Source organism: Mycobacterium kyogaense (assembly GCF_003254575.1).
GTDB classification, from domain to species: Bacteria; Actinomycetota; Actinomycetes; order Mycobacteriales; family Mycobacteriaceae; genus Mycobacterium; species Mycobacterium kyogaense.
Map to the genome: position 1 here is coordinate 102,181 of NZ_QJUA01000006.1, position 18,569 is coordinate 120,749.

The window sequence follows — 18,569 nt, forward strand, 5'->3', positions numbered from 1 at the left end:
CGGTCACGCCTGCGTGACTATGGGGACGTCGTCGGTGTTCCAGGCGACGACGACAGCGTCGCCTACGTCGTGGGTCATGCCGTTGCGACTGGCAGGGATGTGCACGGCGGCGGTGGGCCCACACTCCAGTCGGATCTGATAGAAGGTGCCTTGGCCGTCGAACGCGGAGAACTGCACCTCGCCCGGGAGCCCGTTGTCATAGCAATGTCGCTCGTCCGCGGGGACGAGGCGCAGGCGTTCGGGCCGCATGACCGCGGTGGCACGGCCCAGTGGCACGGAGGACCCGACGGCGACGGTGACCGAGATATCGGCGGAGCACCGCAACGTCCCCGCGCTGTCGACGGAGCCCTCGAGGAGAAGCGGGTCGCCGAGGAATCCGGCCACGAATGTGGTTGCAGGATTGGCATACAGCTCGGAACCCGGTCCGCACTGCACGACACGGCCGGCGTCCATGACGGCAATGCGGTCGCTGACCAGGAGGGCTTCGCGTTGATCATGGGTGACGTTGACGATGGTGACGCCGAGCTCGCGGTGTATGCGGGTGAGTTCTAGCTGCATGGATTCGCGCAGCCGGCGGTCGAGCGCGGAGAGCGGTTCGTCGAGAAGCAGGATGCGTGGTTCGTAGACGAGCGCACGCGCCAATGCAACGCGTTGGCTCTGCCCGCCGGACAGCTCGCTGACGGCGCGCTGCTGCAGGTTGGGCAGCTGAACGAGATCGAGTGCCTCGCTGACGCGCCGGGCGATCTCTTTGCGGCCGACCCGACGCATCCGCAGCGGGAATGCGACGTTGTCACCGACGGACAGGTGGGGGAACAGGGCTAGAGACTGGAACACGACGCCGAGGTCGCGGGTGTGCGGCGGGCGGCCGGTCATGCTGCGGCCATCGATGATGACGTCACCACTGTCGGCGGCGAGCAGGCCGGCGATGACCCTGAGCAGGGTGGACTTGCCGGAGCCCGAAGGGCCGAGGAGCGTGAAGAACTCGCCGACGCCGATCTCGACGGACACATCGTCGAGCACAGTCATGTGCCCGTAGGTCTTGACGACATGCTCCACCCGGATGGCGGCGGTCGAGTTCATCACGTGCGTCCTAGCGGCCGATCGCAGCGTCGTAGGCCTTCTGCCATGCCTCGTCATTCTTCGCCATCAGCGGGATGGGCGCCACGACCGCTTTGACGGCTTTCAGGTCCTCAGCGCTGCGTGGAAAAACGGCCTTGTTGTCTGCCATGTAGGCGGGCACGGTGGCGTCCGGGTTGACCGGAATCAGGCCCAGCTTGTCGGCGACGACCGATTGCACCTCGGGGTCGAGCAGGTAGTTGGCGAAAACCTGGGCGTAGTAGGCATTCTCGTCCGGAATCCCCTTGTGGATGTAGTAGGCGTCGCCGACGACATAGATGCCTTCGGACGGTGCGACGAGTGCGACGGGGGCACCTGCGTTCTGCGCCTGGATGCCGGTGCCTGAATTGCTGATCGCCATCTTGACCGAGCCGGTGGTCAGTGCGGTCACGAGGTCGGAATTGGAACCGAGTTGAGCGAGGTTGGGTTTGAGTTCGGAGATCTTGGCCCAGACGTAATCCATGCCGGCGGGCGGGTTGTTCGCGGGGTCGACCCCCATCGACTGGGCGAAGCCGAATGCGGTCGACGAGTAGATGGTGTCGACGGCGAGACTTTCGCGCAGTTCGGGCTTGAACAGGTCGTCCCAGGTCTTCACGGTCGCAGGGTCGATCTTGTCGGTGCGGACGAGGAACGGCACGGTCAAGCTGTAGGGGTTGAGGTACGCCCACGGTCCGTCGGTGTGGTCGGGCGGGGCGGCGGTCTCAGCGGTGACCTTTCTCAGGTTGGGGACGACTTCGGGGTTGAGAGGAATCGTCCATCCGCGTGCGGCATTGGTGTAGGCACGCTGCTGGGCGTTGAAAGAGGCGTCGGCGCTAGGACGCTGGTCGGACTGCATCTCCTGGTTGAGCTTGGTGTAGCTGACCGCTTCGTCTGTGGTGTCCCAGACGATAGGGATGCCGGTGTCCTTGGTGAACTTCGCCGCGGCGGTGTCGGCGTAGACCTTCTCCTGGTCGCCGCTCCAGATGCGGATGACGAGGCGGCCGGGTTTGGTGGCCGGCTTCTCCGTGACACCGGCGCTGGATGCCCCGGACGACGAGGTGCTCTCACTGGAGCTGCCGCAGGCCGAAACTCCTCCCATGGCGAGGACACCGACTGCAGTGACGGCGAGGATGTGTTTGATGCGACTCATGACCGGCTCCTGAGGGTTAGTGCGGAAGCAGTTCTGCAGAGTCCAGCGGCATCATCGGCGCCAGATAGCGGTACCCCAAAACCAAGGCGTTGGGCTCTTTTCCGAGCATCTCGACGATGTCGGCCTCGCTGTCGATCTTCGACATCGCGGCCTTGGCGAACACCTCGTCCTCGTGCTCGATGTCGAGGTTGCCGGTGTAGCCGACATCGGTCAGGGCGGTGATGACGCGGCGCCAGTCGATGACACCCCAGCCGGGGGCGCGGAATCGCCACCAACCGTTTCCGAATCCCTGCATCGGCCCGAAGGCGTTGCCGTAGAAGCCGAGGCGGCCGCGTTTGCGCTCGTCGATGTCGATGTCCTTCGCGTGGAAATGCACGATGCGGTCGCCGAAGTCGTATATCGCCTGGAGGTAGTCGATGCCGAGAAACACCAGGTGTGACGGGTCGATCTCCAGGCCCAGGGCGGGGGAGGGGACGGCCTCGAACATCGCCTGCCAGATCTCGGGAGAGAAGGCGAGGTTCTCGCCGGTGCGGTTCTTGTGATGCAGCATCGGGCAGTTCTCGATGCCGATCTTGATACCGAGATCCTCTGCCTCTTTGGTGAATTCGGTGTACAGGTTGGTGAAGGGTTGCATGCAGTCTTCGACGCTGAGGCCCGGGGTCATACCGGCAAATGTGCAGACGGCGGGAACCTCCATGCGAGCGGCGAGCTGCATCACCTTACGGAAGTAGCGCTTGTACTCAGTGGCTTCGGCTTCGTCGGCAGCGAGGTAGTTGGGGTAATAACCCAGCGCGGAGATCGCGATGCCGCGGTTGTCGAGGTCGGCTCGAATCTCTCTGAGCCGTTCATCGGTGACCTCGTCGGCGTTGAGTGACGACTGGGGCCACGCGGACAGCTCCATTGACGTGAAACCGGTGTCCTGGGCGAACTTTGCGATGTCGCCGCTGTAGTCGGTGTAGAAGCCGAGCCTCATTGCCATCCCTTAGAACGTCGGGGTCTTGCTGTCGTTCTCGACGCTATGAGACCCTTCTGTCCGTGTCTAGAACATCTTGCGTCTTTTCATGACGGAACTGGTGCGGCTGACGCCGCTGCAACGTCGGGTCGTGGGGGAGCTGTTGACCCGAGGGTCTCTGGCGCGGGCGGATCTGACGGAACGGCTGGACGTGTCGCGGTCGCGGTTGTCGCCGGAAGTGGGATCGCTGATCACGAAAAAAGTTGTGCGTGAGGAAGAGTCGATGGCCTCGACGGGTGGCCGGCGGGCGACACGGTTGGCTCTGGGGGACGGCTCGTTCGGTGTGGCGGCCGGGGTGGACATCGACGCGGGTGGGGTGTCGCTGGTGCTGATGCAGCTCGACGGGACGGTTGTGACGCGGCGAGTGGTGGAGTGTTCGGCACCCTCGGATCCTGGGCCGTCCTTGACAGCGATCGCTGTGGCGCTGAAGGCAGAGTTGACCAGTGCGCGGACCACGATGCGGTTGATCGGGGTGTCGATCGCGGCCGACATCGACAACGCGGGTCAGGTATCGGAGCCTCCTCCGACGATGCCGGCGTGGGCGGGTGTGTCGATCGGGGCTTTTTTCTCGGGCCGGTTCGGTGTTCCGGTCTACGTGGAGAACGACGTCAATGTACTGGCGGTGTCGGAGCGGGCTAGGGGTGGGCCGGCGTCTGGGTTGCGTAACTACGCGGTGGTCAAGATCTCCAGCGGCGTGGGGTGCGGGCTCGTGGTGAACGGCGCGCTGGTGCGGGGCAGCGACGGGTACGCGGGGGACATCGGGCACGTGTGCGTCGACCCGGCGAGCGATGCGGTGTGCGCGTGCGGTAACACGGGATGCCTGGAGGCGTCGGTGTCAGCGCCGGCGTTGGTGAGGGAGGCGGAAGCGCTGGCGTCGTCGGGGGCTTCGCCGGCCCTGGCGGAGTTGCGTGCTGCGGGCCCGCTGTCGATGCAGACAATCGGGCAGGCGGCGCTGTTGGAAGATCCCTCTGCGACAGCGCTCTTGCGTTCTGCGGGAAAAGACGTGGGTTATGCGATCGCCGGGTTGGTGACGATCCTCAACCCCGCGGCGGTCTTCGTCTCGACGGGCATCCGGGGCGCGGAGAATGTGGTCCTGTCGGCGGTGCGGCAGCAGGTGTACGAGCATGCCCGGCCGGCAGCGACCAAGGGGCTCGTGATCGGGATATGCCAGACGGGGCGGGAGGACGGGGCCGTGGGGGCGGCGGAGTATGCGTGTCATGCGATGGTAGCGGGCTGATGCCCTGATTCAATGACGAGTTCTGGATGGGCGAACGATCACGACGTCCATGGACCGCCGTCTATTCGCTTGGTGGGCAACCCAATTCAGCTGCTACCGCGACCATGGCGGCCGCCGCGGCGTCCACCGTGAGCAGCGAGTTGCCCGCGACGACGTGCAACCCGTAGGCGTCTTCGAGCGCGACGAACGTCATCGCGAGCTGATCGTCGTCGAGGTTCGGCGTGAACGCGCCGCTGCGCCTGCCCGAGGCCACGATGCCGCGGTAGGTGGCGGTCTGGCGGAGGTACATCTTCTGCACGAGTTCATCGTGCAGCGCGGAATTGCCTGCTAGAAAGTCGAATTCGTAGAGCAGTCGCATCAGCGCGTCGTCGGGTCCGCTGGGAAGGCCCGCCCGGATCGCGATGCCGAGTTGCCTGCGAGCGTCCGTCGTCTCGCCGACCAGGCGATCGCGCTCGTCGCAGAATCGCTCCACGCCGGCGGAATGCGCCTCCACGAGCAGTGCGTCGAGGTCGTCGTAGTAGTAGAGCACCGTGCCGCGGCTCAGTCCGGCCTGCTCGGCGACATCGGTGAGGGACAGCGATCGCAGGCCGCGCTTCTGTCCGGCGCTGTAGGTGGCCTCGATGAGGGCCTGTCGGCGGGCGCCCTGATTACGCGGTCGAGCCATGGGTTGACAGTAATCGAGGTCACATGTCACATTCTTCGACGTTACTGTCAAAGAATTCTTCACCCCGACGTCTGGACCCGAAATGACCCGATCGACGACGCCCCCCGGCGTCACCGGCCAGCCGCCTGCGACCTACGACGGCGTGCTCTCGCGTTCGCTCGGCGTGGGCGGCAACGTCCTGATCACACTGTCGGGCATCTCGCCGGCCTCCAGCGTCTTCGTCCTCGGCGGCGCCGCGCTGACCGCCTACGGCACGGGGGTGTTCTGGGGTTTTGCGATCGCCGGTGCGATCAGCCTGCTGATCGCGCTCTGCTACGCCGAGCTCGCATCCCGCCATCCCGTCGCGGGCGGTGACTACTCGCTGGTCAGCCGAACCCTCGGCCCCGCAACGGGTGTCGCGGTGTTCTTCGTCGGCCTGGTCACGCTGCCGCTGATCGTGGCGATCTTCGCGCTGGGCGTCGCCGACTACCTCGGCGTCGCGATCGCAGGCCTGGACCCGCTGTGGACGGCGGTCGTCGTGACGGTGCTGGCCACGGCGACGGCGTGCCTGAACATCCGCGCGAACGCGTGGGTCACCGGCGCGTTCCTGTTCGTGGAGATGGCCGCACTTGCGCTGCTGGCCGTCCTCGGCTTCGTACACGTCGAGCGGCCGGTCAGTGCCCTGCTCGATCCGCAGGCGTTCGACGCCGCGACGGGTGGCCTGGCGCCGCTGGGAATCGCCGGCCTCGTCATCGCCGTCACGCAGGGGATCTTCTCCTACAACGGCTACGGCGGTGCGGTGTACTTCGCCGAGGAGACGAAGAACGCCAGGCGTGCTGTCGCCCGCGCGGTGCTGTGGAGCGCCGCGATCACGATCGCAGCGGAGATCGTTCCGTTGGCCGCGATCCTTCTCGGCACGGGTTCACTGACCGATCTGTTCGGGTCGGATCTGCCGGTCGAGGCGTTCCTCGAGGAACGTGCCGGACACGCCGTGACGGTGTTCGTGCTGGTGTCGATCGCGCTGGCGATCGTCAACGCGATCATCGCGATCGCACTGCAGTCCGGCCGCCTGCTGTTCGCCGCGGCACGCGACCAGGCCCTGCCCGCCTCGCTCGCGGCCCCGCTGACCCGCGTATCGGCGTCGACGCAGATGCCGTGGGCCGCGACCATCGTGATGGGCGTGCTCGCCACAGCCGGCTGCCTGGTACCGCTGGACGTGCTTCTCAATGCCACCGGATCGACACTGGCCTTCAGCTACGGGTTCATAGCGCTCGCCGCGATCATCATGCGGCGCAAGTCTTCTCCCGGCGACGGCTACAGGATGCCGTGGTGGCCGCTGCCGCCGGTGGCCGCGCTGCTCGCGATCGTGGCGATCTTCGTGGTCGGCGTGCTCGACCCGAACCAGTGGCTGAGTCTCGGCATCGCGGTCGGCATCGTCGCGGCCGGATACGCCTACTACTTCTGCTATCTGCGCTCGCGGGCGGGCACTCACCTGCTGTTGCTCGACGTGCGCGATGAGGAGGGCTGACGCAGATGGACACTCTCATCACCAACGCGCGCGTCCGTACGTTCGACGACGCCCTGCCGTGGGCCGAGGTGGTCGGCGTCCGTGCCGGCCGCATCGCCTTCGTCGGCCCCGCCGCCGACGCTCCCGCAGCCCGGCAGGTGATCGATGCGGGTGGCCGGTTGGTGACGCCGGGCATCGTCGACAGCCACAACCACCTGCTGCTCGGCTTCGACGAGGACGCCGTGTCGCTCGAGGGTGCACACGATCTCACGGAGGTCCGCCGACGCATCTCCGAATTCGCCGGCAGGCGAGGTGATCTGACGTGGATCTGCGCCGAGAACGCTGTCTACTCGGTGGTCGAGGGACGTCGCCCCAACGCGGGCGACCTCGACGGGCTCACCGACAAGCCGCTGTTCATTACGACCTACGACCAGCACTCGGTATGGCTCAACCGCGCAGCGCTGGCGGTGCTCGGCATCGCTGACGGTACCGACGTGCCGTGGGGACGGCCCGAACGCGACGAGGTCACCGGAGATCCCACCGGGTGGGTGACCGACTTCTACACGAGCGCCATGACCGAGGCGGGCCTTGCGGCGTTGCAAGCCGACGTCCCGATGTACTCGCCCGACCGCCGCTATCGAAAGCTGCAGTCGAGCATGCGGATGGCGACAGCGCTGGGCATCACCACGGTCGTGGAACCACAGGTGCCGCTTGCTGAATTGCCGTTGTTCGAACGGGCGTTGGCCGAGGGGGTGTTGACGTCGCGGGTGATCGCGGCGCTGTTCCATCCCGTCGGCGCCGACGGCGGCTTCCGCCGGCGGTTGCGTGACGCGGTCGATTCAGCGGCGGACCACCCGATGCTGCGACTGGGTCCGGTCAAGTTGTACGCCGACGACGTCATCGAACCGCACACCGCGCTGATGCTCGAGGACTACGCCAACCGGCCGGGTCAGCGAGGACGGCCGAGTTATCCGGGACGCGATCTCGTCGCCGTCATCGGCGAACTCGACAGGATGGGATTCCAGACCCACACCCACGCGACGGGAGACGCGGGAATACGCCTGACCCTCGACGCAATCGAGGACGCCGCTCGGGTGAACGGGACGCGCGACCGCAGGCACGGAATCGTGCACGTCGAGTGCCTGCACCCCGACGACCTGCCGAGGTTCGCGGAACTGGGTGTGACGGCGGCGATGCAACCACGACACTGCTCGCCGGATCTGGTCGCGGGCACCTGGATGGAGAACGTGGGCGAGGAGCGGTGGGATCGCGCGTGGCGTTTCCGCAGCCTGTTGGAATCCGGTGCGACCGTGGCATTCTCGAGCGACTGGCAGGTGGGGGAGATGGATCCGCTCGTCGGCCTGTACTCGGCGGCGACGCGAGCCGGGCTGGACGGTTCCGATCCGTGGACCGTCGACGAACGGGTCGGCCTGGATCGCGGCCTGGAGGCCTACACCGTCCACGGTGCGCGCGCGTGGCACGCGGAACATGACCGGGGCCGCATCGGGACCGGGCTGTTGGCCGATCTCGTGGTGTGGTCCGGTGACCTGTACGACTACCAGAGCTCGCCGGAGGCGCTACTGCACCAGCGCGCCGAGCTGACGATGGTCGACGGGACGGTCGCGCACTCGACCGGAACGCTGACCGATCGCGTGGGCTCGGATGTCGCGGTCGATCCGGTGACCGCGGCAACGGCCGTCGAGCACGTGCACTGCCACTAGAAGTCGGTGACCCTCCTGGTCAAGCTGGGCAGCAGCACCGTGTCCACGAGGGTTCGCACGGTTTCCTCGGTCGGCGGTCGGTCGGCGACCAACGCTCGGAACACGAGGTATCCGGGCAGCAGATCGAAGATCTCCTCGTTGATCGCCGATGCGTCGATCTCGCCTCGTTCCACCGCGGCGGCGAGCACGCCGTCGATGATCATCTTGCGCTGTATGACGAACTTCTGCTGAAATGCCTGGCTGAGCCGCGGGTTGTGGGACATCTCGTTCAGTACCGCCCGCATGGTCGGAGTGTGGTCGCGGGAATGCTCGCACACGGCGCGCCCGATCTCGAGCAGATCCGTACGCAGTGAGCCGGTACGGGGCGGCACCGATGAGCTGCGGGTGCCCTCGATGAATGCCGCTAGCACCAGGTCTGCTTTCGAGGGCCAGCGCCGGTACATGGTCGCCTTGCTCGCCCGTGCTGCCGCCGCGACGGCCTCGACGGTCAGCCGGTCGTATCCGTGCTGCTGCAACTGCTGCAGCGTGACGGCGAGCAGTTCAGCTTCACGCGTCGTCCATGGACACTGCGCGGTGTCTTCCGTGGACTCGGTGTTCACATTTTTCACCTTAGATCGGAATGCATCCGCGATCACTGACGTTCGCAGCGGGGAGAGCAGTCGTTCGTGCGCGCGTCAAGCGGTTGCGACGCGTTGAACGGTACCGTACCGTTCTCATGCGGTCTACGGGATGACCGACAGACGCGGCCGGTGCCGGCTGTGTCGGCCGGATGCGAAAGGCGCACCAGTGAGTGGGATTTCGGTTGGCCGGTTGGCGCGGCGGTGGTGGACCGTCATCGTCGCCGTCGTTGTCGTCGCGGTGGTTGCGTTCACCGTGGTCCGGCTGCACGGCATCTTCGGATCCGACAACGAGGTGTCCCGGCCAGGGTCGGACGCGTTGGAGAACACGGGGTTCAACCCCAAGCAGGTGATCTTCGAGGTCTTCGGGTCCCCGGGATCGGTGGCCACGATCAATTACCTCGACATACACGCCCAACCGCAGCGCGTCGACGACGTTCCGCTGCCGTGGACGCAGACGCTGACCACTGACGACCCGACGCTGTATGCCGACCTGCGCGCTCAAGGCGACGGCGCGACCATCGGATGCCGCATCACGGTCAACGGGATAGTCAAGGACGAAAGGTCCACGAACAACGTGAACGGCTACATCTCCTGCCTGGACAAGACCGCATGAGCAACCACAGCGCGGAGACCGTCGAGGGGTCACGGATGGCCCGCCTGATCCGGCGGCTCGCACTCCCCATCGTGTTGATCTGGGTCGCAATCGCGGTGCTGTCCAACGTGATGGCCCCCCAACTCGAGGTCGTCGGCGCAGAACGCTCGGTGGGTCTCAACGCGCCGGACGCGCCGTCGATCATGGCGATGCGCCACATCGGGCAGGTGTTCGGTGAATTCGACTCCGACAGCGCGGCGATGATCGTGCTCGAGGGCGACAAGCCGTTGGGTGCCGACGCACACGAGTTCTATGACCGGTTGGTCAAGCGGCTGTCGGCGGACACCGAACACGTGGAGCACATCCAGGACTTCTGGGGTGACCCGCTCACGGCCGGTGGATCGCAGAGCAAGGACGGCAAGGCCGCAACCGTGCAGCTCTACCTGCACGGAAATCAGGGTGAGGCGGCGTCCAACGAATCGGTCGACGCGGTCCGCAAGATCGTCGCCGACACTCCGGCGCCGCCGGGTGTGAAAGCCTATGTCACCGGCGCATCGCCCTTGGTCACCGACAACTTCGAAGTCGGCAGCGAGGGCACCCACGAGGTCACGGCCATCACCTTCCTCGTCATCGCGATCATGCTGCTGGTCGTCTACCGCTCGGTGGTGACGATGCTGATCGTTCTGCTCACGGTGGCCGTCGAACTGATGGCGGCCCGCGGGGTGGTCGCAGTTCTGGCCCATTCCGGTTTCATCGGCCTGTCCACCTACTCCACGAATCTGTTGACGCTGATAGCGATCGCGGCTGGGACGGACTACGCGATCTTCGTCGTCGGCCGGTACCAGGAGGCGCGCAGCAAAGGGCTCGAACGATTGCCGGCCTACTACGACATGTACCGCGGCACCGTGCACGTCATCCTCGGCTCGGGCCTGACCATCGCGGGCGCTGTCGCGTGTATGCAATTCACCCGGCTGCCCTACTTCCAGACCCTGGGCATACCGGCGGCGCTCGGCGTGCTGGTCACTTTGGCCGCGGCGTTGACGATGGGGCCCGCAGTTCTGTTGATCGCCAGCCGTTTTGGGTTGCTGGAACCGAAGCGGAAGCTACAGGCCCGCGGGTGGCACCGGATCGGCACCGCCATCGTGCGCTGGCCGGGCCCCATCCTGGTGGTGACACTGGGCATCGCGCTGATCGGCGTGCTCGCCCTGCCCGGCTACCAGACCAGTTACGACAACCGGCCCTACATCCCGGACAGTGCGCCCGGTGTGGTCGGTATGCAGGCCGCCGAACGGCATTTCACCGAAGCTCGCATCAATCCGGAGCTGTTGATGATCGAGACCGATCACGACATGCGTAATCCGGCCGACATGCTCATCCTGGAGCGCGTCGCCAAAGCGGTCCTCCACACGCCGGGTATTGCGCTGGTCCAGTCGATCACCCGGCCCCTCGGGACGCCGATCACGCACAGCTCCATCCCGTTCCAGATCAGTGCGTCGAGTGCCAGCCAGATCATGAACCTGAGCTACCAGCAAGACCGTGCTCAGGATCTGCTCAAGCAGGCCAATGAAATCGACAACACCATCAACGTGCTCCGGCAGCAGTTGGCCCTGCAACAACAAAGTGCCGCAGTCACACACGAGCAGACCGAGGCGTTCCACGACACCGTCAACACGGTCACCGATCTGCGTGACAAGCTCGCCAACTTCGACGATCAGTTCCGGCCGCTGCGCAACTACTTCTATTGGGAGCCGCACTGTTTCGACATCCCGATGTGCGCGGCGCTGCGCTCGGTGTTCGACTCCCTCGACGGGATCTCGGAGCTGGCTGACAAGTTCAATGCCATCACCGCCAGCCTGGACAAACTGGATGCACTCCAGCCCCAACTGGTTGCGCTGCTGCCACCGCAGATCGCCATTCAGGAACGCAACCGCGAGCTGACGCTGTCGAACTACGCGACCACAGGTGGAACCAACAACCAGAGCCAAGAGGCCCTGGTCAATGCCACTGCCATGGGGAAGGCCTTCGACGACGCCAAGAACGACGACTCGTTCTACCTTCCGCCGGAGGCTTTCGACAACCCGGACTTCAAGCGTGGCCTGAAGCTGTTCCTGTCGCCGGACGGCAAAGCGGCCAGAATGATCGTCACCCATCAGGGCAATCCGGCTGACCCCGAGGGCATTCCGCACATCGATGCCATCAAGGACGCGGCGTTCGACGCACTGAAGGCCACCCCGATGTCGGACGCGAAGATCTACGTCGCGGGCCTCGCGTCGACCAACAAGGACATCCAGGAGGGAATGACGTACGACCTGCTGATCTCCGCGCTGGCAGCGTTGGCGTTGATCTTGCTGGTCATGATGTTCATCACCCGCAGCATCGTGGCCGCGATCGTGATCGTCGGCACCGTGGCACTGTCCCTCGGGGCGTCGGTCGGGTTGTCAGTCCTGTTGTGGCAGTACATCTTCGGCATCCACCTGTTCTGGATCGTCGTTCCGTTGGCGATCATCTTGTTGCTCGCGGTCGGTGCGGACTACAACTTGCTGCTCATCTCGCGGTTCGAGGAGGAGATGCATGCGGGCCTACGGACCGGCATCATCCGAGCGATGGCCGGTACCGGCCGCGTCGTCACTGCAGCAGGGTTGGTCTTCGCGGCGACGATGTCGTCGTTCATCTTCAGCGATCTGGTGGTGCTCGGTCAGATCGGCACCACGATCGGACTCGGTCTGTTGTTCGACACCCTGGTCGTGCGCTCGTTCATGACACCGGCGATCGCGGCGCTACTGGGCCGCTGGTTCTGGTGGCCGCGCAACGTCCGGCCCAGCCCGGCCAGCCGAATGTTCCGTCCGTACGGAACCCGCACTGCGGTGAGGGAGTTGCTGCACCTCGACGAGCGCAAGCGGGACACCCCGACGGCGCCAGCCGATACCTAGCCGGCACCGGCAGTAGCGCAGCTCCGTTCGCGCGCCGTGTTGGTCGGGCGAGGTATGACCTTCAACCGAGAAGGCGGTGATCGACACCGCTGGAGCGTCCCGGGGCAACTGATCAGGCGATCAGCGTCTGGCCCCCGTCGATCCCGATGGCCTGACCGTTGAGGTAGCCGGCCCCTTCGCTGGCAAGAAAGGCAATGACGGGCGAACAGTCCTCGTAGGCGGTGCCGAAGCGGCCGGAAGGATTCTGCGCCTCGACCATCTTGGCTGCCGCCCTACCCTGCTCAGTGAGGTCATAGGCAGGCGTCCGAATCACTGGAAGAAAGGTGTTCGTCACGATTCCGTACCGACCCCATTCCTGCGAGGCGGACCGAGTCAGCGCCATGACCGCGCCCTTCGCCATCACGTAGGCGGCAAAACCGGGCTCACCGCGCAGTGCCGAATGGGAGGCCGTGTTGATGATCCGCCCGTAATTTTGCGCCTTCATGTGCGGCAGGCACTTCTGCATGAACAGCATGCTCTGCAACGGCCCGGTGACGTAGGACTCGAGAGCCTGGCTCGTCGAGGTCGCATCCAGGAAGACCATGTCGCCCATCGCACCCTGGGCGATGTTGGCGAGGATGTCGATGTGTCCGAACTCGCGAAGCGCCGTGTGAACGACCTCGTCGATCTGGTCCTCGTGGGCGACATCGCACACGATCGTGACCACACTGCCACCTGCAGAGGCGAGCTCCTCCTCGACTTTCGCGAGACCGTCAGCGGAGATGTCCGCGAGCACAAGAGAGGCGCCCTCTTCTGCGAAGCGTCGCGCGCACGCGCGACCGATTCCCCCGGCCGCACCGGTGATGATCGCTGTGCGTCCGTCCAGAATTCCCATTGTCCTGACCCCTCTTGCTACGTCGTGATCGTCCGACGTGATCCGACTGGGTGACGGCGCCGGCAATATGGTTGACATGCTAAACAAATAAAGTTGAATATGTCAACTGTTGAGGATCTATGCTTTACGGCATGACCGAAGGCGACGGAGAATTGGCGATCGCACTGGGGAAGCTGCACCGCGAGATGAGTGCGATCTACGCGCAGGTGGCACGCGACGTCGATCTGACGTGGCAGCAGGTGGAGTTGCTGTGTCAGCTCAACGGTGATTCGCCGTCCTTCGGCGAGTTGGCACGCGCGTTGGGCTGCGACAAATCCAACATCACTGGCATGGTCGATCGGCTGTCTCGGCGCACCCTGGTGCGTCGCGAGGTGGATCCGCACGATCGCAGGGTCGTGCGGTTGACCCTGACCGAAAGGGGTGTGGCTCTGGGGGAGGAGATCCAGTCAGGCATCAACGAGTTGGTGGGCCGACGCCTCGCCGGTCTGTCGGCCGAGGGACGCGCGCAATTGATTGCGCTGAGCGAAGTGAGTCCGCGTCAATAGCCCCTTTCGTGCCGATCCGAACTGCCCGCGACCACCGTGAACCCGGTCATGATTCGTACGGCATCACAGGGTCCTACTGCGTGAGAACCACCATCTTTCCGACGTTTTCGCCGAGGAACAGCCCGGCGAAGGCGGCCGGAAGCTGCTCGAGACCGTGCCATCGCGTCTCCAGTGGGATGAGACGCCCGGAATTGACCCAGCCGATGAGGTCGTCGAGTGCGGCGGGGAGAAGGTCGGCATAGTGCTGCACCGTGAAGCCGTGCAGTGTGAGTCCATTGAGGACGATGGGTTTCGTGTCCACCATCAAGGAATCAGGGTCACCCAGGCTGGCGATCTGCCCACATTCGACGATGCGGCCAGGGTGGCGCATCAGACCCATCACGATTTGACTGACGTGACCGCCGACGTTGTCGAAATACAGGTCTGGACCGGCGGGCGCGTATGTCAAGATCTGCGCCGCGAGGTCGGCGGCGCGGTAGTCGAGAGCTGCCGCAAAACCCAGTCGCTCGGTGAGTATTCGGCGTTTCGATTCGGTCCCCGCCAAGCCGATCACCGTTGCGCCTCGCAGGGCGGCGATCTGACCCGCCACTGAGCCCACGTTGCCCGCTGCCGCAGAGACGACGACCACCTCCCCAGGCTGTACCCGCCCGGCACCGATCATCCCTGCATAGGCAGTCAGCCCGCCGATCGAGGAGAACACTCCGACCGCGTGCGAGATCTCCCGCACCGACGTCGGTATGCGATCGAGTTGGGGGAAGACTGCCTCGGCCTGCCGCGGCGGCCAGATTGCCAGGTCGGCCCATTCGATGCCGTACGCCGACACAATGTCACCCGGCTTCACTGACGGATTCTCAGATTGCACCACCTCGGCAGCCGCGAAACCGGTGATCGGAGCCCCGAGCGGAACTGCGGGAGCCAGCACATTGTCAGTACCGTAGAGCGCCGTGCGCAGTGCCGGATCGACCGAGAAGGCGAGCGGGCGCAGCAGCACCTCTCCGGGTTCGAGATGTCCGATCTCACCTTCGGATAGGGCAAAATGATCGGGGGTGATCAGCCCCGTCGGAGCATAGCGTTGCAGCGATACGAACCGCGTGGTGGGCACTTTTCATCCTTGGAACCGTCGATCACCAAACCGGTTGACTTGGCCGTCTCACCGTAGGCAACCATGCGAACGCCGGGAAGTACCGACTAAAAAGTAAGTGCCTTCATCCCTGGCTACGAGCGCGTGTCCATCGGTCCAATGCTTCCAGTGTCTCCCGCAAGCGCCGGCCGTCATCGGTGAGCCTGTATTCGACGTGTGGTGGCACCACAGGACGGGTGACGCGAGCGATCACCCCGTCCGCCTCGAGAGAGCGTAGTTGCTGGATCAACACCTTCTGCGTCACCTCGGGAATCTGCCTCTCCAGCTGGGAGAATCGCAGACTCGAGTGCAGGAACAGCTGATGCACAATCTCCAGCTTCCATCGTCCCTTCAGGACTTGGAAGCCGTCCTGCGCATGAGCTAGCACGCAACCGGCGACGGCGGTGTCGCCGAGAGAATCCTGACCATGCATAGCAGAATGTTACAGCGAACAACCGCCGAAGATCGGCGGGCGCAGGGACCCGCGGAGCGCACGATGCGGTGATCCGGGCCATTGGTGCGCGGCGTCGCGTTCGTTGTTGCCGTGGTCGTGCGAGCTCACCGACGCACGCTCCATCGCAGGACGCTTACCATGATCAACCGACCAGATCTGTTGTACACGAGAGGAATCCATGACCACCATTCCTGACAGCCATCGCGACCTCCTCGACGGAGCCAACATCGCGGCGCTGAGTACCGTCGGCGCTGACGGCACGCCGCAAGTCACTGCCCTGTGGTACCTGGCCGAGGGCGATACCATCGCGGCCTCGCTGGAGACCACCCGACAGAAGTACAAAAACGTAGTTTCCCATCCGAAAGCGACGTTGTTCATCATCGATCCCGCGAATCCATTCCGGACGCTGGAGATCCGTGCGAGCGCGACGATCGAGCCCGATCCGGAACTGGCCCTGTTCGACCGCGTCGTCCGCCATTACGGTCAAGATCCCGAAACGTTCCCGGCGCCGCGAGACCATCGCGTGGTCCTACGACTCACCCCGACCCGAGTGGTAGCCCAAGGCTGACAGCCCACACCGTTCCATGGTGTGTGCCGGCCGTAGCGGGTGGGGTCGGGTCGACGATCTGCCGAAGGTGTTGCCGTGGAGGCCAACCGATTACGAGTAGTTGGCTCGCCGTACCGCTGCGCCGCACTCGATCGCCGGATGTATCAGCCGTGAGCCGACACGTCCAATGCAGCTCCGACGATGCTGTCGGTGTCGATGCCGTGGAGGCGATACACCGACTCAAGGTCACCGACCTGACCGAACATGCTCACTCCCAACGACTTACACCGCACACGGTTGATGGTCGCAAGGAACGCCAGGGTGTGGGGATGCCCGTCGAGCACGGTGACCATGGGCGCGGCTCGATCGGCCGGGAAGATCTGGTCGAGAATCCACGATGGTCCCTCGACGAGCCCGTCGCGGGCACGGATCGCGCGGTACAGCAGGTCGGGGCTCGTCACGCAGATGACCTCAGCCTCCACACCCGCGCCGGTGAGCCGGTCCGCCGCTGCGAGAGCCTCGGTGACCAGCGCACCCATCGCCACGATGGACACCGAGGGCGCAACGGCCGGACGCAGGGTGTAGGCACCGGCGAGAACGTGCCGACGACGTCGGTCCCGTGCCGCCGGATCCGTCGGGATGCCGGCCAGCTCCTGACGCACCGGGCGGGTCGACAGCCGCAGGTAGGACGACGACCCATCGGGTTTGCCCAGTCGGCTGAGACACTCGAGCAGGATCCACTCGACCTCGGCGGCGAACGCTGGTTCGTAGCTGGTGCAACCGGGTTGCTCGAGACCGATGGACGGGGTGGTGATCGACTGGTGCGCACCGCCTTCGGCGGCCAGCGTGACCCCGGACGGGGTGCCGACGAGTATCGATTGTCCGCCCGCATAGATACCGAAGGACCACGGTTCCAGCGCACGTTCGACGAAGGGGTCGTACAGCACGCCGATCGGCAACAGCGGCTGGCCCCAGCGACTCCAGGTCGCACCCAGTTCGCCCAGCAGGCCGACGAGGTTGACCTCGGCGATGCCGAGTTCCATGTGCTGACCGGTCGGGCGTTCCCGCCAGTGCATGATCGTGTCCGAGTCGTCGGCGAACCAGTCGGGCCGTTCCGACGGTGACCACACACCCACTTTGTTGAGCCACCCGGCCAAATTGGTGCTGGAGCTGACGTCCGGGCTCACCGTCACGATGCGCTGCGCCACCTCGGGCGCTTCCCGTGTCAGGTCGAGCAGGGTGCGCCCCAGTGCGCTCTGGGTGGTGGACACCGCGGGCGGGTTGCGCCCGATGTCGGTCGGAACCCGCGGGGGTTCGACGGGCTGGATGGCGTCTCGATGCAGCCGTTCGGCGACGCGGCGGCAGAGTCGACCGGGGGACGATCCGGGGTCGAATCGATGGAACGGTTGACCGGCGTCCTCGCCGAGAGTGACAGCCAGATCAGCGAATTGCTCGTCGGTCAACAGAGACGAATGGTTCTGCGGGTGCCCCTGAGTGGGCAGGCCGTACCCCTTGATGGTGTACGCGAGGATCACCGTGGGCCGGGTGTCGTCGATCCGGTCGTAGGCATCCAGCAGGGTGGCGACATCGTGCCCGCCGAGATTGGCGATCGCCCGGACCAGGGTGGCGTCGTCGAGGTCGGCGATCAACGCGGCCACCCCGGCCGACTCCCGACCGTCACCGGGCAGCCTGGCGCGCAGTTCCTCGGCCGAACAGCGCAGCAGCCGTTGGTATTCGGCGTTGGCCATGGTCACGATGCGGGTGCGCAAGTCGTCACCACCGGGGCGGCGGAACAGCCCTTCGAGCACGGTGCCGAATTTCACGGTGAGCACTTGCCATCCTGCGGCCGCGAACATGGCCTCCAGCCGCCCGGAGGCGATGTGGGGGACGACGCGGTCCAGCGACTGCCGGTTCATGTCGACGATCCAGACGATCTCCCCGAGCTCGGGCACCACCGGATCGAGCACCGCTTCCCAGATGGCGCCCTCGTCGAGTTCAGCGTCGCCGACGAGCGAGTACTGACGGCCGGACCCACTGCCACCGAAGACGGTGTCGACGTAGCGGCGAGCGAAGGTGGCCCAGATCGGCGCCGTCGCGCCGATGCCCACCGATCCCGTCGAGTAGTCGACCGGATCGGGGTCCTTCGTCCGACTGGGGTAGCTCTGCAGGCCACCGAATTCCCGCAGGCTCGTCATGTACTGCTCGTCCAGAGACCCCAGCAGATAGTTGATGCTGTGCAGCACCGGGGAGGCGTGGGGCTTGACCGAAACCCTGTCGCCGGCGCGGAGCCGTCCGAAGTACAACGCGGTCATGATCCCCGCGATCGATGCCGACGACGCCTGATGTCCGCCGACTTTGAGGCCGCTGGTGTTGGGGCGTATCCGGTTGGCGTGGTGCACCATCGCCGTCGACAGCCAGAGCACGCGGGAAGCGATCGCGTCGAGATCCGAGACGGTCGCCGCATCGTCGGGCCGGGACACGGGTTCGGGAGAGTGGGCAATCGTCATGACGTCAGCTGTCCT

Annotated in this window: 16 protein-coding genes; 7 read left to right on the forward strand and 9 right to left on the reverse strand. The window is 65.3% G+C overall.

Going from position 1 to position 18,569, the window contains the following annotated elements; all coding sequences use genetic code 11:
• Positions 1-3: 3 nt before the first annotated feature.
• From DMB80_RS06740 to DMB80_RS06750, 3 genes are read right to left on the reverse strand one after another with little or no spacing between them, the layout of a single operon-like run.
• Complete coding sequence (locus DMB80_RS06740) at positions 4-1,080, reverse strand: ABC transporter ATP-binding protein (protein WP_111509139.1); 1,077 nt, start codon at positions 1,078-1,080, stop codon at positions 4-6.
• Between the two features lie 10 nt (positions 1,081-1,090).
• A complete protein-coding gene (locus DMB80_RS06745; RefSeq protein ID WP_111509140.1) occupies positions 1,091-2,245 on the reverse strand; it encodes an ABC transporter substrate-binding protein in 1,155 nt (384 codons plus the stop codon).
• A 16-nt stretch (positions 2,246-2,261) separates the two neighbouring features.
• Positions 2,262-3,224: a sugar phosphate isomerase/epimerase family protein gene (locus DMB80_RS06750; protein WP_111509141.1), complete on the reverse strand. Its 963-nt coding sequence runs from the start codon at positions 3,222-3,224 to the stop codon at positions 2,262-2,264.
• Positions 3,225-3,306: 82 nt separating this feature from the next.
• Between DMB80_RS06750 and DMB80_RS06755 the strand changes: the two genes are divergently transcribed.
• Positions 3,307-4,494 carry an ROK family transcriptional regulator gene (locus tag DMB80_RS06755; protein ID WP_162938433.1) on the forward strand — a complete coding sequence of 396 codons (1,188 nt, stop codon included), beginning with the start codon at positions 3,307-3,309 and terminating at the stop codon, positions 4,492-4,494.
• Positions 4,495-4,555: 61 nt separating this feature from the next.
• Here the strand turns inward: DMB80_RS06755 and DMB80_RS06760 are convergent, their stop codons facing one another.
• A complete protein-coding gene (locus DMB80_RS06760) occupies positions 4,556-5,158 on the reverse strand; it encodes a TetR/AcrR family transcriptional regulator (RefSeq protein WP_111509143.1) in 603 nt (200 codons plus the stop codon).
• An 82-nt stretch (positions 5,159-5,240) separates the two neighbouring features.
• Between DMB80_RS06760 and DMB80_RS06765 the strand changes: the two genes are divergently transcribed.
• Positions 5,241-6,665: an APC family permease gene (locus DMB80_RS06765; protein ID WP_111509144.1), complete on the forward strand. Its 1,425-nt coding sequence runs from the start codon at positions 5,241-5,243 to the stop codon at positions 6,663-6,665.
• A 5-nt stretch (positions 6,666-6,670) separates the two neighbouring features.
• Entirely contained in the window at positions 6,671-8,365 is a 1,695-nt protein-coding gene (locus DMB80_RS06770) for an amidohydrolase (RefSeq protein ID WP_111509145.1), read from the forward strand.
• Here DMB80_RS06770 and DMB80_RS06775 read toward each other — a convergent pair.
• Positions 8,362-8,973 (reverse strand): TetR/AcrR family transcriptional regulator, encoded by a 612-nt coding sequence (locus DMB80_RS06775; RefSeq protein ID WP_162938434.1) that lies wholly within the window; start codon positions 8,971-8,973, stop codon positions 8,362-8,364. The two genes, DMB80_RS06770 and DMB80_RS06775, sit on opposite strands and share 4 nt — an antisense overlap.
• Positions 8,974-9,151: 178 nt before the next feature.
• On the opposite strand from DMB80_RS06775, the gene DMB80_RS06780 reads away from it, so the two are divergent.
• Entirely contained in the window at positions 9,152-9,598 is a 447-nt protein-coding gene (locus DMB80_RS06780) for an MmpS family transport accessory protein (protein WP_111509147.1), read from the forward strand.
• On the forward strand, positions 9,595-12,507 hold the full coding sequence (locus DMB80_RS06785; protein ID WP_111509148.1) for an MMPL/RND family transporter: 2,913 nt from the start codon (positions 9,595-9,597) through the stop codon (positions 12,505-12,507). The genes DMB80_RS06780 and DMB80_RS06785 overlap by 4 nt, the downstream gene beginning before the upstream one ends.
• Positions 12,508-12,619: 112 nt before the next feature.
• On the opposite strand, the gene DMB80_RS06790 is transcribed toward DMB80_RS06785, so the two are convergent.
• On the reverse strand, positions 12,620-13,459 hold the full coding sequence (locus DMB80_RS06790) for an SDR family oxidoreductase (RefSeq protein ID WP_111509149.1): 840 nt from the start codon (positions 13,457-13,459) through the stop codon (positions 12,620-12,622).
• 53 nt (positions 13,460-13,512) lie between these two features.
• Between DMB80_RS06790 and DMB80_RS06795 the strand changes: the two genes are divergently transcribed.
• Positions 13,513-13,926: a MarR family winged helix-turn-helix transcriptional regulator gene (locus DMB80_RS06795; RefSeq protein ID WP_111509150.1), complete on the forward strand. Its 414-nt coding sequence runs from the start codon at positions 13,513-13,515 to the stop codon at positions 13,924-13,926.
• A gap of 73 nt (positions 13,927-13,999) precedes the next feature.
• On the opposite strand, the gene DMB80_RS06800 is transcribed toward DMB80_RS06795, so the two are convergent.
• Together DMB80_RS06800 and DMB80_RS06805 are read right to left on the reverse strand one after the other, a co-directional pair.
• The gene (locus tag DMB80_RS06800) at positions 14,000-15,028 is read right to left on the reverse strand and encodes an MDR family NADP-dependent oxidoreductase (protein WP_111509151.1); all 1,029 of its coding nucleotides are present in this window, start codon (positions 15,026-15,028) and stop codon (positions 14,000-14,002) included.
• 103 nt (positions 15,029-15,131) lie between these two features.
• The gene (locus tag DMB80_RS06805) at positions 15,132-15,479 is read right to left on the reverse strand and encodes a winged helix-turn-helix transcriptional regulator (RefSeq protein WP_111509152.1); all 348 of its coding nucleotides are present in this window, start codon (positions 15,477-15,479) and stop codon (positions 15,132-15,134) included.
• 199 nt (positions 15,480-15,678) lie between these two features.
• On the opposite strand from DMB80_RS06805, the gene DMB80_RS06810 reads away from it, so the two are divergent.
• A complete protein-coding gene (locus tag DMB80_RS06810; protein ID WP_111509153.1) occupies positions 15,679-16,068 on the forward strand; it encodes a PPOX class F420-dependent oxidoreductase in 390 nt (129 codons plus the stop codon).
• Positions 16,069-16,211: 143 nt separating this feature from the next.
• Here the strand turns inward: DMB80_RS06810 and DMB80_RS06815 are convergent, their stop codons facing one another.
• Positions 16,212-18,554 carry a transketolase-like TK C-terminal-containing protein gene (locus tag DMB80_RS06815; RefSeq protein ID WP_111509154.1) on the reverse strand — a complete coding sequence of 781 codons (2,343 nt, stop codon included), beginning with the start codon at positions 18,552-18,554 and terminating at the stop codon, positions 16,212-16,214.
• Between the last annotated feature and the right edge of the window lie 15 nt (positions 18,555-18,569).